Annotated in this window: 14 protein-coding genes; 7 read left to right on the top strand and 7 right to left on the bottom strand. The window is 69.3% G+C overall.

What is annotated here, in order from left to right:
• Positions 1-7 precede the first annotated feature (7 nt).
• A complete protein-coding gene (locus tag E1181_RS17760) occupies positions 8-1,207 on the bottom strand; it encodes an NAD(P)/FAD-dependent oxidoreductase (RefSeq protein ID WP_165944656.1) in 1,200 nt (399 codons plus the stop codon).
• Positions 1,204-1,398 carry a ferredoxin gene (locus E1181_RS17755; RefSeq protein WP_132676183.1) on the bottom strand — a complete coding sequence of 65 codons (195 nt, stop codon included), beginning with the start codon at positions 1,396-1,398 and terminating at the stop codon, positions 1,204-1,206. Before E1181_RS17755 ends, E1181_RS17760 begins: the two co-directional genes overlap by 4 nt.
• A 635-nt stretch (positions 1,399-2,033) precedes the next feature.
• On the opposite strand from E1181_RS17755, the gene E1181_RS17750 reads away from it, so the two are divergent.
• Both E1181_RS17750 and E1181_RS17745 read left to right on the top strand, forming a co-directional pair.
• Positions 2,034-2,849 (top strand): Abi-alpha family protein, encoded by an 816-nt coding sequence (locus tag E1181_RS17750; RefSeq protein ID WP_132676181.1) that lies wholly within the window; start codon positions 2,034-2,036, stop codon positions 2,847-2,849.
• A gap of 75 nt (positions 2,850-2,924) precedes the next feature.
• On the top strand, positions 2,925-4,160 hold the full coding sequence (locus tag E1181_RS17745) for a DUF445 domain-containing protein (RefSeq protein WP_132676179.1): 1,236 nt from the start codon (positions 2,925-2,927) through the stop codon (positions 4,158-4,160).
• Here the strand turns inward: E1181_RS17745 and E1181_RS17740 are convergent.
• Positions 4,157-4,774, bottom strand: coding sequence for an acyltransferase (locus tag E1181_RS17740; protein ID WP_132676177.1), 618 nt, complete (start codon positions 4,772-4,774; stop codon positions 4,157-4,159). The genes E1181_RS17745 and E1181_RS17740 overlap by 4 nt on opposite strands.
• 356 nt (positions 4,775-5,130) lie before the next feature.
• Between E1181_RS17740 and E1181_RS17735 the strand changes: the two genes are divergently transcribed.
• On the top strand, positions 5,131-5,292 hold the full coding sequence (locus E1181_RS17735) for a DUF4236 domain-containing protein (protein WP_165944655.1): 162 nt from the start codon (positions 5,131-5,133) through the stop codon (positions 5,290-5,292).
• Positions 5,293-5,357: 65 nt separating this feature from the next.
• On the opposite strand, the gene E1181_RS17730 is transcribed toward E1181_RS17735, so the two are convergent.
• Both E1181_RS17730 and E1181_RS17725 read right to left on the bottom strand, forming a co-directional pair.
• Positions 5,358-5,552 (bottom strand): hypothetical protein, encoded by a 195-nt coding sequence (locus E1181_RS17730; protein ID WP_132676173.1) that lies wholly within the window; start codon positions 5,550-5,552, stop codon positions 5,358-5,360.
• A gap of 374 nt (positions 5,553-5,926) precedes the next feature.
• On the bottom strand, positions 5,927-6,772 hold the full coding sequence (locus tag E1181_RS17725) for a helix-turn-helix transcriptional regulator (RefSeq protein WP_207922195.1): 846 nt from the start codon (positions 6,770-6,772) through the stop codon (positions 5,927-5,929).
• A 101-nt stretch (positions 6,773-6,873) separates the two neighbouring features.
• Here E1181_RS17725 and E1181_RS17720 point away from each other — a divergent pair, with 101 nt between their 5' ends.
• The gene (locus tag E1181_RS17720; RefSeq protein WP_235876847.1) at positions 6,874-7,866 is read left to right on the top strand and encodes an aldo/keto reductase; all 993 of its coding nucleotides are present in this window, start codon (positions 6,874-6,876) and stop codon (positions 7,864-7,866) included.
• Between the two features lie 7 nt (positions 7,867-7,873).
• Here E1181_RS17720 and E1181_RS17715 read toward each other — a convergent pair whose 3' ends face one another.
• Together E1181_RS17715 and recQ are read right to left on the bottom strand one after the other, a co-directional pair.
• On the bottom strand, positions 7,874-8,677 hold the full coding sequence (locus E1181_RS17715; RefSeq protein ID WP_132676171.1) for an SAM-dependent methyltransferase: 804 nt from the start codon (positions 8,675-8,677) through the stop codon (positions 7,874-7,876).
• 53 nt (positions 8,678-8,730) lie between these two features.
• Entirely contained in the window at positions 8,731-10,596 is a 1,866-nt protein-coding gene (recQ, locus tag E1181_RS17710; protein WP_132676169.1) for a DNA helicase RecQ, read from the bottom strand.
• Between the two features lie 196 nt (positions 10,597-10,792).
• Here recQ and E1181_RS17705 point away from each other — a divergent pair, with 196 nt between their 5' ends.
• From E1181_RS17705 to E1181_RS17695, 3 genes are all read left to right on the top strand, one after another.
• Positions 10,793-11,896: an LLM class flavin-dependent oxidoreductase gene (locus E1181_RS17705; RefSeq protein ID WP_132676167.1), complete on the top strand. Its 1,104-nt coding sequence runs from the start codon at positions 10,793-10,795 to the stop codon at positions 11,894-11,896.
• Positions 11,893-12,495: an FMN reductase gene (locus E1181_RS17700; protein ID WP_132676165.1), complete on the top strand. Its 603-nt coding sequence runs from the start codon at positions 11,893-11,895 to the stop codon at positions 12,493-12,495. Before E1181_RS17705 ends, E1181_RS17700 begins: the two co-directional genes overlap by 4 nt.
• A 313-nt stretch (positions 12,496-12,808) precedes the next feature.
• Entirely contained in the window at positions 12,809-14,188 is a 1,380-nt protein-coding gene (locus tag E1181_RS17695; protein WP_132676163.1) for a type I glutamate--ammonia ligase, read from the top strand.
• Positions 14,189-14,217 lie beyond the last annotated feature (29 nt).

Below are 14,217 nucleotides of genomic sequence, written 5' to 3'. Positions count from 1 at the left end.
CGGCCCCTTATCGGACCTGAGCCACTGCTTCCTCCAATGACCCTCCCCGCGTGATGACCTGGCGGCAAAGGGCGACCGCACGTGTCCAACCGAATCCCAGGGCCGCGGAAAGAGTGCCGTTCTCCGAGAACAGCACGAGCCGGTGGGCCTCGTCTCCTCGCCGGGTGAGCACGGTCGTTTGCAGCCTAGGATCTGCCTCACCGACGAGTTGGATCTTCTCGCCGTACTGGTCCGACCAGAAGTACGGCACGGCATCCATGACCAGCTGCTGGTGCGGGTTGGTGATGTTGTGGGCGACGAGCCGAGCCTGCTCGTTGGCGCTGTTCCAGTGCTCCACCCGGCTTCGGCGTCCAGTGCGGGGGTTGAGCCATTTCGCGACGTCGCCAGCGGAGTAGATGCGATTTTCCTGGTCGGCGCAGCCGAACTCGTCGCAGACAACACCATTGTCGAGCGGCAAGGCGGAGGTTTCCAGCCAGCCGGTGTTCGGACGCACCCCGACGCCAACGACGACGAGAGCAACATCGAGGCCTGCTCCATCGCTGAGGTGAACCCGTTCAACGCGGTGGTGGCCGTCGCACCTCTCGACCGAGACGTTGCACTTGACCGTCACGCCGTGCTCTTGATGGATCTGTCCGCACATCGCCCCGGCCGCGGCTCCCACCGCACGCTCCATGGGTGCGCTGAGCGCCTCGACGATCGTGACCTGCAGGCCGAGCTCTCTCGCCACCGCCGCGACTTCAGCGCCGACGAAGCCTCCGCCCACGACCACCAACGGTCCGCCCCGCAGCAGGTCCGACCGAATGGCTGTGCTGTCGTCTAGCGTGCGCAACGTGTGCACACCAGGAGGAACCCGGCCCTGCAGAGTGCGCGGTGTGGTGCCGGTGGCGATGACCAGCGCATCGAACGCGAGTGCCTCGCCGGTGTCCAGCACGAGCTGGTGGCCCGCGGTGTGCAGCGCCTTGGCGGCAGTGCCGAGCCGGAGCTCGACGGAACCGTCGAGCTCGGTGCCCTCGGCAGTGCCGAGGAAAGCGTCGTGCGGTGACCATCGCCCGCTGAGGATCTGCTTCGAAAGGGGCGGACGATCGTAGGGAGGATGCGTTTCCGCCCCGACCAGCACGACTTCCCCGTCGTATCTTCGCGCACGCAGTTCCTGCGCGGCGCGGAAACCCGCCAGGCCGGCACCGACAATGATGGTCCGCCGATTCACTGTTCGATCCGCAGGGCGTCGACCGGGCAATTGCGGACGGCTTCCTCGACCTCTGCCCGATGGGACTCGTCCACTGTGTCCTGGAGAGTCTCAACGGTGCCGTCCTCGTCGAGGTCGAAGAAGTCAGGCGCAGCGATCTGGCAATTGGCGTGCCCTTCGCACTTCCCGGTGTCTGCTCGTACGCGTGCCATGAGTGTTCTCCTCGCGTTCGCGCTGCTCGACGGCTGTTCGTATCCACCAGCGCCTGAAGGGCCTCGCGGGGCAGCGTCGCACTGAGCTCGTACGTCGGCGCTGGTACGACGCCCTGTTCGCTCAGCCGTGCGAGCTCAACGACTGTTGATCCGGCACTGCCCGGCGTTCGCGGGTGCGGATGTTGTTCACCTGTCCCAGGGCGGCTTCAGATGAATTCCGCCACGGTAGGTCCCCCTTCGCTGGAATCGTTCTGAAGACTCCTCGGCACGAGGCGGTAGCGGGTTGGGGAGCCCCCTGATTTCAGGGAGGCTTGCCGAAACCCGCTCCCGGACGAGTGGTCGGAGTGTCGACCCACTCCACCGCCAAGCCTGCACCAAGGTGGTGCGGTGCTGCAGGGCCCAAAGTCCTCGGTGAGCCGCCTTCAAAGCGCCGGGGAAGATCGTCTTCGGGAAGCTGCGGGAGACCTCCACGGGCGAGCCGCTGAAGAACGTGCTGCGTGCGGAGGCCGTGGCCGGATGAGACCGAGGCACCCCCGGCCTGGTCCCGGCGGGGTCGGTCAGGCGATACTTCCGCACGTCGCTGATCCACGCCGGAACGGGTCGCGGTGAGTCGGGGCAACGGTAGGGGGGGCCGAGTGGCAGGGGAGATCGAGCTCAGCCGGCACGTCGAGGAGCACCACGAGGCCGCGGAGGCGACGGGCTCGAACGTGATCGGCGGGCTGCTGGGCCTGGCTAGCCGGGTCGGACGCGACGTCGCGCGCACCGGAATGGGCCTGGTCCGCGAACTGCCCGGTGGCGTCGAGGTGGAACGCCAGGTGCAGGCCATCGAGAAGGTCGTGGCCTCCGGCGTGCGGGTCTGGCTGGACTCCGTCGACGAACGCCAGGAGGACGAGGCGGAGCAGCCGGATCCGGAGGCTCCCGAGGGCGAGGACGTCGCGAACGCCCACGACGGGCTGCGCGAGGCGATGTCCGAGCTGCTGTTCCGCTCGGCGACCGCGAGCAAGGCCGAAGCCCGAGAAGTCCTCTACGCCGGAATCCTGCGGCTGATCACCCCGGACGAAGCCCGCATCCTCGCGGGACTCGGTGACGGTGCCGCCTATCCCGTGGTGCACGTCGCCGAACGCGCCGGCATCGGCGGGACCAGCAGGTTCGTGCTCCGCAACGGCTCGACCGTCGGTCGTGCGGTGGGAGTGGCGCTGCACGAGGAGGTTCCGCTCTACCTCAGCCGCCTGCACGCGCTGGGACTGGTCGAGATCGGCTCCGAGCTGGAGGCCATGGACGACCAGTACGAGATCCTGCAGACCGAGTCGCGGATCCGGGAAGCGTTGCGCTCGGCGAAGTCGACGAAGGCGGTGCGCCGCAGCGTGCGGATCTCCGAGCTGGGTGCTCGGTTCTGGCAGCGCTGCGATCCGACCGTGCTGCCGACCACCGGCGACGCGGTGAACGCGTAGTCGAGACAGGTATGGTCGCAGCCACTGCGGCGGGGTGCGCAGGCGGTTTCGGGGTTTTCCGGGGAAGGGTGTGAGATGGGCGCGATCCTCCAGGACTTCGGCGAGCACTGGATGCTCTACCTGTCGATCCCGCTCGTGGCCGCCTTGATCGGTTACGTCACCAAGATCCTCGCGATCAAGATGATGTTCTACCCGGTGGAGTTCCGCGGGAAGAAGCCGTTCCTGGGCTGGCAGGGCATCGTCCCCAAGCACGCGGCGAAGATGGCCGGCATCGCCTGCGACACGCTCACCGAACAGCTCCTGAGCCCGCAGGAGGTCGTCGAGCGGCTCGACCCCGAACGCATCGTCGCCGAGGTCGAGAAACCGCTCCGGCACGCGATCGAGGAGATCGTCGAGGAGGTCGGCTCCACCTACCAGCCCGGCGTGTGGGAGGCGATGCCGAAGATCGTGCGGCGGGCCATGATCCAGCGGGTGCAGAACGACGCGCCGCGCATGCTGGCCGAGATCATGGACGAGATCAAGTCCGATGTGGACAACGTCTTCGACCTCAAGTCCATGGTGGTCACCGCACTCGTGCGGGACAAGGAGCTGCTGAACCGGATCTTCCTGGAAGCCGGCGGCAAGGAGTTCCAGTTCATCCGGCGCTCCGGCGCGGTGTTCGGCTTCATCATCGGCCTGGTGCAGATGTCGGCGTGGGTGCTGTTCAAGGCGCCGATCCTGATGCCGCTGTTCGGCCTGTTCACCGGGTGGTTCACCGACTGGCTCGCGCTGAAGATGATCTTCCGGCCGCAGCAGCCGACCACCTACTTCGGCCTCTTCGAGTGGCAGGGCCTGTTCCTCAAGCGCCGCAAGGAGGTCTCCGAGGCGTACGGCGAGCTGATCGCCAGGGAGATCGTCACCCCGCGCAACGTCATCGAAGAGGTGATGCGCGGACCGCTGTCGGACAAGGTGCTGGCACTGGTGACGCGCAAGGTCGACGAGGAGCTCAGCAGGCGCACCAGCATCGCCAAACCGCTGGTGGTCTTCGCCGTCGGCGGGCGCCGCTACCAGGACCTCAAGGGCCGCATCGCCGAGATGGTGATGAGCAGGCTGCCGGAGACCATGAGCTACGTCGAGGACTACGCCGCCGACGCCATGGACATCCGCAACACCCTGGTTAGCAAGATGCAGGAGCTGGAGGCCGACGAGTTCGAGGAGCTGTTGCGCCCGGCCTTCCGCGAGGAGGAGTGGATGCTCATCGCCACCGGCGCGCTGCTGGGCTTCGGCGTCGGCGAGGTGCAGGTCCTCGCCCTCGAATTCCTCACGAGCTAGACGGCGTCGGCTTCGACGGCGGTGTGGGTGCGGATGACGCGCGCGGGAACTCCGGCCAGGACGCTGTTGGGCGGATAGGTCCCGGCCGTCACCTGGGCTCCGGAGGCGACGATGGAGTTCTCGCCGATCTGAGCCCCGGCGAGGATGACCGATCCGGTGCTGATCACCGTTCCGGAGCCGATGGTCACCGGGCGCACGGGCAGCGGCCACTGCGCGGCGACGGGCACGTCGGTGAGGTCGTGGCGGTGGTGGTGGTCGACGATCGTCACGCGGCTGGAGGTCCACACGTCGTCACCGAGCACCACCGACGACATCGCCAGGATCTCGGAGTTGCGACCCAGCACGCAGCGATCACCCAGCACGATCATCGGATCGCCGTCGCCCAGATCGGCTCCGGGCAGGCCCGCGGAGAGCACCGAGTGCTCGTTGACGATGCAGTCCGCGCCGATGTGGATGCGTTCGGACCCGGTCAGCGCTCCTTGCGGGAACGCGAGATGACTGCGGGCTCCCATCGACCCGAACCGGCGGCCTTCCCGGGTCCGCGCGGTAATGGCGGCGCCGTTGCGCGCCCACTGCCACCAAGCCCGCGTCAGCCGGCCCATCCAACGGTTCATCTGTCGACCTCGAACAACGACGCAACCCTGCGTTCCCACAACGAGCAAGCCCTACCCAGCGGTAGGGAAGCTACCGTAACGGGCCGCGTGGCGGTCCTCGAACACCTGTCGCGGTGCTCCGGCTTTCCTCGCGCCCGGTGACCGCTGCTCATGAGCGGGTCGCCCCGTCGCCGAAGTCGCCGGCCGCTCGCTCTCGGGGTGGGGCGAATGACCGGCGAAGATCGACTTTGTGGCTGGAGGTGTCCGATGTGTGATTTGCTGGGGTTTGTGCCCGGCTCGCTGCGGGTTCGGCTCGCGAGCGGTGAAGCGAACGTACTGCGGAGGTGCGAGAAATGGGATTTCACCTGCACAGGAGGGTGAGACTGGGGCCGATCTACCTCAACGTCCACAACACGCGGATCACGTCGTGGGGGTTCAAGCTCGGCCGGTTCAGCCGGAACATGACGCACGGCAAGACGACCATCGACACCCCGGGGCCGGGGCGCTACACGTTCGACGGCAAGCGCCGGCGTCGGTGAGCTGAGTTGGTGAGAGGTGGACCGGAAGCGGGGTGGCATTCCGGTCCACCTCAGATCGTGGGGTTCTACGGGGAGGTCTGCGACACCGCCGCGGGGGCGACGGCGGGCGCAGGTTCGGGGGTGGGTGCTGCGAGCGCCTGAGCCGTCGGGGCGACGGTGGCCATGGCCAGGACCGCGGCAGCGGCGAGACCATGCGTCAGGCGGGTGGGGTCCTCGCGAACGGACTCCGGGAGCACTTGGAGAAGACGCTGGCGGAACACGACCTTCCTTTCGGGAGCGCAGGGCTTGTCCGGGGGGTGCGAGTCGGAAGCGGTCCCAACCGTTCGGGGGCTCCGGCTGTCGTCGGGGACGGCTGCCGCCGTGACCGTTCCGTAACTCGCCTCACCGAAGGTAACCAGGGGTAGTCGTAGCTTCAAGATGCCTTCACGCGAACAGGGGATACGCAGGCCTGCGACCCCTGATCGATTGCGGAGGGTAACTGAAGGTGTTCATGTGCGACCAGCGAAAACGCCTGCGCGCACGAGCGCGCGTGACGTCAGCCACAAGAGCAAGAAGTCCCTGGTCAGAGCGCTTTTTTCAGTCGCGCCGGTGTTCGATTGCACGCCTTGTGCGCGTGTGCGGGGTCACCGCGGGATCAGGGGCTGGGGTGCAGGTCCTGGGTGCCGATGACCCGGAGCAGGTCCAGCTTCTCCCTGGCGTCGGTGCCCTCCGCGGGGAAGTAGGCGAGCAGTTTGAGGTCCGAGTCCGGGGTGAGCAGCGTTTCGCAGTTGATCTCGACCACGCCGACCTCGGGGTGGATGAAGCGCTTCCGGTCCAGGTGGCGGATTCCGACCTCGTGCCGCTCCCAGAGCTCGCGGAACTCCTCGCTGCACTCCAGCAGGTCCTCGACCAGGCCGGTGATGTCCTGCTCGCCCGCGCGCCGGGAGTAGGTCGCGCGGAGGTCGCTGACCTGGGCCGCCGAGTTGTGCGCCCAGTCCTCGTCGGGCATCCCGGCGCGCACCTCGGGTTCGGTGAACCAGCGCCACACGATGCTGCGATGCCGTCCCCGGTACGACCGGTGGTCGCCCATGAGGGCGATGGCCAGCGGGTTCTGCCACAGGACCTCGTTGAGGTCGGTGCAGATGACGACCGGGACGTCGGTGAGCCGGTCGGCCAGGCTGATCAGACCCGGGCGGACGTGCCCGCCCGCGCGGCGCGGCGGCGGGGTCAGGCCGGCCAGGTGGAACAGGTGGTCGCGCTCGTCCAGGTCGTACCGCAAGGCGCGCGCCAGACCGGCCACGACGGACTCGGACGGGTGCGACCCGCGCTGCTGCTCCAGGCGCGTGTAGTAGTCGGTGGAGATCCCGGCGAGCTGGGCGACCTCATCTCGTCGCAGCCCCGGAGTGCGCCGGCGGAGCCCTTCGGGCAAGCCGACGTCGGACGGGCGCAGCAGCGCGCGACGGCGGCGCAGGAAGTCGGCGAGTCCCGGTCGGTCGATCACACCACCCATTGTCGACCTGACCGCGCCCGGCAACCAGGGAGCGCGCGTCCCTGGATGAAGCGGACCTGTGCGCCCTCGGCGGGCGTGGCCACAGTGGTGGCATGACAGCTCAGCTCAACACCCGCCGCCTCGGCGCCACCGGTCCCACCGCCACCTCGCCCGGACTCGGCTGCATGGGCCTGTCCGGCGTCTACGGCCAGACCGACGACGACCAGAGCTTGAAGGTCATCCACGCCTACCTCGACGCAGGGGGCAACGTCCTCGACACCGGCGACTTCTACGGTCACGGCCACAACGAGATGCTCATCGGTCGTGCGCTCGAGGATCGCGACGACCGCGACCAGGTCGTGCTCTCGGTGAAGTTCGGCGCCATGCGGGGGCCCGACGGCGCCTCGCTCGGCATCGACGCGCGTCCGGAGGCGGTGCAGAACTTCCTGCACTTCTCCCTGCAGCGCCTCGGCGTCGACCACGTCGACGTCTACCGGCCCGCCAGGCTCGACCCCGACGTCCCCATCGAGGAGACCGTCGGCGCGATGGCCGAGCTGGTCGACAAGGGCTACGTCCGCCACATCGGCCTCAGCGAGGTCGGCGCGGACACCATCCGCCGCGCCGCGTCCGTGGCGCCCATCAGCGACCTGCAGATCGAGTACTCGATGCTCACCCGCACGATCGAGGACGAGATCCTGCCGACCTGCCGGGAGCTCGGCATCGGCATCACCGCCTACGGCGTGCTCTCCCGGGGTCTCATCGGCGGCAGCGGTGCCATCGGCGGCGGCCTGTCGTTCATGCCCCGATTCCAGGAGGGCAACCGCGAGCACAACCGAGCGCTGGTCGACCGGGTGCGCGAGATCGCGGCCGAGAAGGACGCGACCGTCGCGCAACTGGCCATCGCCTGGGTCGCCGCGCAGGGCGAGGACGTCCTGCCCGTCGTCGGCGCTCGGCGCCTGGAGCAGGTCGACTCGATGATCGGCAGCAACGCCGTCGCGCTCGACGCGGGCGACCTCGCGAGGATCGACGAACTCATCCCGCGCGGCGCGGTGCGCGGCGACCGGTACCCGACCGCTTTCATGGCCCAGCTCGACAGCGAGAGGTGACTCGTCGTCAGGGCTTGCGGGCGATCAGGCCGTACTGGGGGACGCTCGGCTCGGACTCGTCCGGGTTGCGCCAGCGGGCGCAGGAGACGATCCCGGGCTCGATGACCTCCAAGCCCTCGACGAACGCCGCGATCTCGTCCCCGCCCCTGGCGGTGATCGGGGGCGTGGCGTTGTCGTTCCAGAACGCCATCGCCTCCCGGTTGGCCTCGCCGTCGAGCTCGGTCGTCGGGTGGCTGATCACCACGTAGCTGCCGGACGGGATCGCCTCCACCAGCTGCCTGACGATGCCGGTGGCCTGGGCTGTGTCGGGGATGAAGTTGAGGATCCCCAGCAGCATCACGGCCACCGGGCTCTGGAGGTTCAGCGTCCGCGAGGCCGCCCGCAGGATCTCGCCCGGGTGCCGGGCGTCGGCCTCGATGTAGTCGGTGCGGCCGAGCGTCGAGCTGGTCAGCAGCGCGCGTGCGTGGGTGAGCACCAGCGGATCGTTGTCGACGTAGACGATGCGGGAGTCCGAGGCGATCCGCTGCGCCACCTGGTGGGTGTTGTCGGCCGACGGCAGCCCGGTCCCGATGTCGAGGTACTGGCGGATGCCGGCCTCACCGGCCAGGTGCGCGACCGCGCGCTTGAGGAAGGCGCGGTCGGCGCGGGCCACGTCGGCGATCAGCGGGAACATGTCCTGGATGTGGTCGCCGACGTTGCGGTCGACCTCGTAGTTGTCCTTGCCGCCCAGCCAGTGGTTCCACACCCGCGCGTTGTGCGCGACCGTGGTGTTCACGCCCCGAAGTGGAGTTCCGGCAGTCCAGTCGCTCATCTGCTCCGCTTCCTCCGAAATCCCGTTCTCAGGCGCGAAGTCTAAACGCCCGGTCACTCCTCCGGGGCGGCCAAGGCGTCGAGCACGCCTTGTCCGTAGCGGTTGAGCTTGCCCTCGCCGACGCCGCTGATCGTCGCCAGTTCGTCCAACGTCGACGGTGCGACGGTGGCGATCTGCCGCAGCGTCGAGTCGTGGAAGATGATGAACGGCGCCTTGCCCTCCTCGCGGGCCACCTCCATCCGCCACGCGCGCAGCTTCTGGAAGACCGGCTCGACCTCGGGCGGCATGTCCTGCGGCACCCGCTTGGAATCCCGGGCCTTCGCCTTGGCCGCGGGCTTCTTCGAGGGCTCGGTGCGCAGCCACACCTGCCGCGGCTCCTCGCGGCGCAGCACCTCGGAGCTGGTGTCGGTGAGCACCAGCGTGCCGTAATCGCCTTCGACGGCGAGCAGGCTCTGGGCCAGCAGCTGGCGGATCACACCGCGCCACTCGTTGTCGCTGATGTCGGCGCCCACGCCGAAGACGCTGAGCTCGTCGTGGCGGAACTGCTCGACCTTCGACGTCTTCTTGCCGCGCAGGATGTCGATGATCTGCCCCGCGCCGAACTTCTGGTTGCGCTCCCGCTGCAACCGCACGACGGTCGACAGCAGCTTCTGCGCGGCGACCGTGCCGTCCCAGGACTCCGGCGGGTTCAGGCACGTGTCGCAGTTGCCGCACGGGCTCGAATCCGGCTGACCGAAGTAGTCGAGGAGCTGCGAACGGCGGCACTTCACCGTCTCGCACAGCGCCAGCATCGAATCCAGGTGCCTGCTCTGGGTGCGGCGGTGCGCCTCGTCGCCCTCGGAGTTGTCGATGAGCTTGCGCTGCTGCACCACGTCCTGCAGGCCGTAGGCCATCCACGCGGTCGAGGGCAGTCCGTCGCGGCCCGCGCGACCGGTCTCCTGGTAGTAGCCCTCGATCGACTTGGGCAGGTCGAGGTGCGCCACGAACCGCACGTCGGGCTTGTCGATGCCCATGCCGAAGGCGATCGTGGCGACCATGACCAGCCCGTCCTCGCGCAGGAAGCGGGACTGGTGCTTCGCGCGCACCGCCTTGTCCAGGCCCGCGTGGTAGGGCAGCGCGGTGACGCCGTTGGCGGTCAGGAACTCGGCGGTGCGCTCCACCTCGGCGCGGGAGAGCCGGTAGACGATGCCGGACTCGCCCAGGTGCTCGGTCTGCAGGAGCTGCAGCAGCTGCCTGCGGGCGTCGCTCTTGGGCGCGATCCGGTACTGGATGTTGGGCCGGTCGAAGTCGGAGACGAAGTGCCGCGCCTCGGTCAGCTGCAGGCGGGTGGCGATCTCCTGCCGGGTGGCGGGCGTGGCGGTGGCGGTCAGCGCGATGCGCGGCACGTCGGGCCAGCGCTCGTGCAGGACGGACAGCGCCAGGTAGTCGGGCCGGAAGTCGTGACCCCACTGCGCCACGCAGTGCGCCTCGTCGATGGCGAAGACCGCGACCTCGCCGCGCGCGAGCAGCTCCAGCGTCGAGTCGAGCCGGAGGCGTTCGGGGGCGAGGTAGAGCAGGTCCAGCTCGCCGTTGAGGTAGGCGTCCTCGGTGTCGCGGCGCTGCGGGTAGCTCTGCGTGGAGTTGAGGAAGCCCGCGCGCACGCCGAGAGCGCCGAGCGCGTCGACCTGGTCCTGCATGAGGGCGATCAGCGGGGAGACGACGATGCCGACCCCGGGGCGCACCAGCGCCGGGACCTGGTAGCACAGCGACTTGCCGCCGCCGGTGGGCATGAGCACGAGGGCGTCGCCACCTGCGACCACGTGGTCGATGATCTCCTGCTGGGTGCCCCGGAAGGAGTCGTAGCCGAAGACTCGTCGCAGGACCCGCAGGGGTTCGGTGGTCTGGTCGGTCGCGGTTTCAGGAGACGCCACGGCGGGCATCTTACGCAGCGGGCCGGACGTCTCCGGGCGCCCACACGCCACCGGTGAGTCGGCTCGGGAAGGCGCTCGGATGTGACCTGCGTCGCCTTGGAGGAGTGCCGTGGTTCCCCTGGAATACTTCGTAGGGAAGACTCGTTCCCGGAAGTAGTTGAAGCTCGTACAAAAAGGCGGGCTCGGGTCCAGTAGGGAGTTCACAATGCAGTTCGGGATCTTCTCGGTCAGTGACGTGACGACTGACCCGACCACCGGCCGGACCCCGACCGAGGCCGAGCGGATTCAGGCGATGGTGCGGATCGCGCTCAAGGCCGAGGAGGTCGGCCTGGACGTCTTCGCCACCGGCGAGCACCACAACCCGCCGTTCGTGGCCTCCTCGCCGACGACGATGCTCGGCTACATCGCGGCCCAGACGAAGGACCTCGTCCTGTCGACCTCCACCACGCTGATCACCACGAACGACCCGGTGAAGATCGCCGAGGACTTCGCGATGCTGCAGCACCTGGCGGGCGGCCGGGTGGACGTGATGATGGGCCGAGGCAACACCGGGCCCGTCTACCCGTGGTTCGGCCAGGACATCCGGCAGGGCATCCCGCTGGCGATCGAGAACTACGCGCTGCTGCGCCGGTTGTGGCGCGAGGACGTCGTCGACTGGGAAGGCAAGTTCCGCACCCCGCTCCAGTCGTTCACCGCGACCCCGCGTCCGCTCGACGGCGTGGCGCCGTTCGTGTGGCACGGCTCGATCCGCTCGCCCGAGATCGCCGAGCAGGCCGCCTACTACGGCGACGGGTTCTTCCACAACAACATCTTCTGGCCGGCCGAGCACACCAAGCGCATGGTGCGGCTCTACCGGCAGCGCTACGAGCACTACGGGCACGGCAAGGCCGACCAGGCCATCGTCGGGCTCGGCGGCCAGGTGTTCATGCGCAAGAACTCCCAGGACGCCGTCCGCGAGTTCCGGCCCTACTTCGACAACGCCCCGGTCTACGGCGGCGGACCGTCGCTGGAGGACTTCAGCCAGGCCACCCCGCTCACCGTCGGCAGCCCGCAGCAGGTCATCGACCGCACGCTGAGCTTCCGCGAGAACGTCGGCGACTACCAGCGCCAGCTGTTCCTGATGGACCACGCCGGTCTGCCGCTCAAGACGGTGCTGGAGCAGCTCGACATCCTCGGCGAAGAGGTCGTGCCGGTGCTGCGCGAGGAGTTCGCCAAGCTCAAGCCCGCCCACGTGCCGGACGCCCCGACCCACCAGTCCCTGCTCGCCGCGAAGCAGCAGGACGAGCGAAAGCAGGAGGTCGCGAAATGAGCGAGCGCGACATCGTCGTGATCTCGGCCGGCCTCAGCACTCCGTCCTCGACGCGGATGCTGGCCGACCGGCTGGCCGCGGCCACCGCGCGCAACACCCCGGTCAACGTCCGGGTCGTGGAGCTGCGGGACCACGCCAAGGACATCGCCAACAACTTCGTCACCGGCTTCGCCGGCCCGGAGCTGGAGGAGGTGCTCGAAGCCGTCCGCGAGGCCGACGGGCTGATCGCGATCACCCCGATCTTCCAGGCGTCCTACAGCGGGCTGTTCAAGTCCTTCTTCGACGTGCTCGACAAGGACGCACTGGCGGGCACACCGGTGGTCATCGGTGCGACCGGTGGTTCGGCCCGGCACTCGCTGGCGCTGGAGCACGCGATGCGGCCGATGTTCGCCTACCTGCACGCCGTGGTCGCGCCGACCTCGGTGTACGCGGCCTCGGAGGACTGGGCCACCGGTGGTGACAGCACGCTGGCCGACCGCGTCGAGCGCGCGGCGGGCGAGCTGGCCGCGCTCATCGAGCAGCGACCGGCGGCCCGAGCCGCCGACCCGTTCGACGAGCCGGTCCCGTTCGAACAACTCCTGGCACAACAGCAGAACTGAGGACTGTTCAAACATCACCCTGCTTGGCGGTGCGGGTGGCGGAAACCCCGAACGGGGAAGGCACAGCGGTCCTCTGGCTCCGGGATCCGAGACTGATGTATGTCCAACACGGCGTGTCGGCTGTCCTCGCCAGAGAACCGCTGAGAACCCGCGGCGGTGCGAGCTGCGTCCCGCACCTGAAGCAGCGGCTCCCGCCGCCTTCCTCAGCAAACCTGAGAAGCACCGCGCACGCCCACCGCCGATCGCGGGGGAGTGGGCGTGCGCGCGCTGAATTCCGCTGCGACCGGTGCGCTGCGGCGACTACCGTGGGTGCATGAGCGGTGATCGGATCCCGGCAGCGGAGCCGGCCGAGCTGGTGCCCGCCTCGGCGCGGCTGCGGGCCGAGGGCGTGGAACTGGTGGAACTGTCCATCGTGGACAACGCGGGCATCGTGCGGGTCAAGACCGCACCGCTGGACCGGTTGCCCGAGCTCGCCCGCTACGGGCTCGGCGCCTCGCCCTGCTTCGAGACCTTCACCTTCGACGACGTGATGCTGCGCGGAACCCACCTCGGCGGTCCCGACGGTGACCTGCGCTTGATCCCCGACATCAGCCGGCTCACCAGGCTGGTGGCGATGCCTGGGTGGGCGTGGGCGCCCGCGGACAAGTACACCCAGGACGGGCCGCGGTTCGTGGCCTGCCAGCGGGCCTTCGCCGCCCGGCAGGTCGCCGCGGCCGCCTCGATGGGCCTCACGGTCTCGGCCGCCTTCGAGCACGAGTGGGCCCTGGCCGAGCCCGGCACCGACGACTTCGTGCCTGCCGTCACCGGATCCGGGTACGGCCAGGTCAGGCTGGAAGCCCTCGCCGACTACGGGCTGGCGCTGGTGCGGACCCTGCGCGAGCAGGGGCTGGAGGTGCTCCAGTTCCACCCCGAGTACGCGCTCGGGCAGGCCGAGCTCTCGGTGGCGGCCAAGGACCCGGTGGGCGCCGCCGACGACGCGGTGCTCACCCGGCACACCATCCGCGCGGTCTCCCTCCGACACGGCTGGCGCGCGAGCTTCGCCCCCTGCCTCGTCCCCGAGGGCGCGGGTGCCGGGGCGCACCTGCACCTGTCGGTGCACGACTCGCGCGGGAACCTGCTCGCCGGTGGTCGCGGCCGCTACGGCCTGCAGCCGGACGGCGAGGCGTTCCTGGCCGGTGTGCTGCGCGAACTGCCCGCGCTGGTGGCCATCGGCGCCGGTAACCCGGCGAGCTTCCTGCGGCTCGGCCCGTCCCGCTGGGCCGGCATCTGGCAGGTCTGGGGACGGGAGACCCGGGAGGCCGCGTTGCGCCTGATCACCGGCACCGAGGGAACGCAGTCCTGGGCGGCCAACGCCGAGATCAAGTGCTTCGACGCCACCGCCAACCCGTACCTGGTCGCCGGAGCGGTGGTCGCCGCCGGGCTCGCCGGTGTGCGCGAGGAGCTCACCCTGCCCGACGAGATCACCGGCGATCCAGCGCTGCTGAGCGAATCCGACCGCGCCGGAGTCGGGATCGAACGCCTCCCGGCCGGGCCGGAGGAGGCCGCCGACGCCCTCGCCGGCTCGGAGGTGCTCGCCGAGGCGCTGGAGCCGGAACTGCACGACGCGATCCTCACCGTCCGCAGGGGCGAAGCGGCCCGGTTCGGCGAAGCCACCCCCGACGAGGTGGCCGCCGCCACCCGCTGGACCTGGTAGGGAACATCGTCGTCGCGCGGACGGTTGTC

This window comes from Saccharopolyspora terrae (genome assembly GCF_004348435.1).
Classification (GTDB): Bacteria; Actinomycetota; Actinomycetes; order Mycobacteriales; family Pseudonocardiaceae; genus Saccharopolyspora; species Saccharopolyspora endophytica.
The sequence above is the reverse complement of the archived record's forward strand: the minus strand, read 5'-3'. Positions and strand labels throughout refer to the sequence as shown.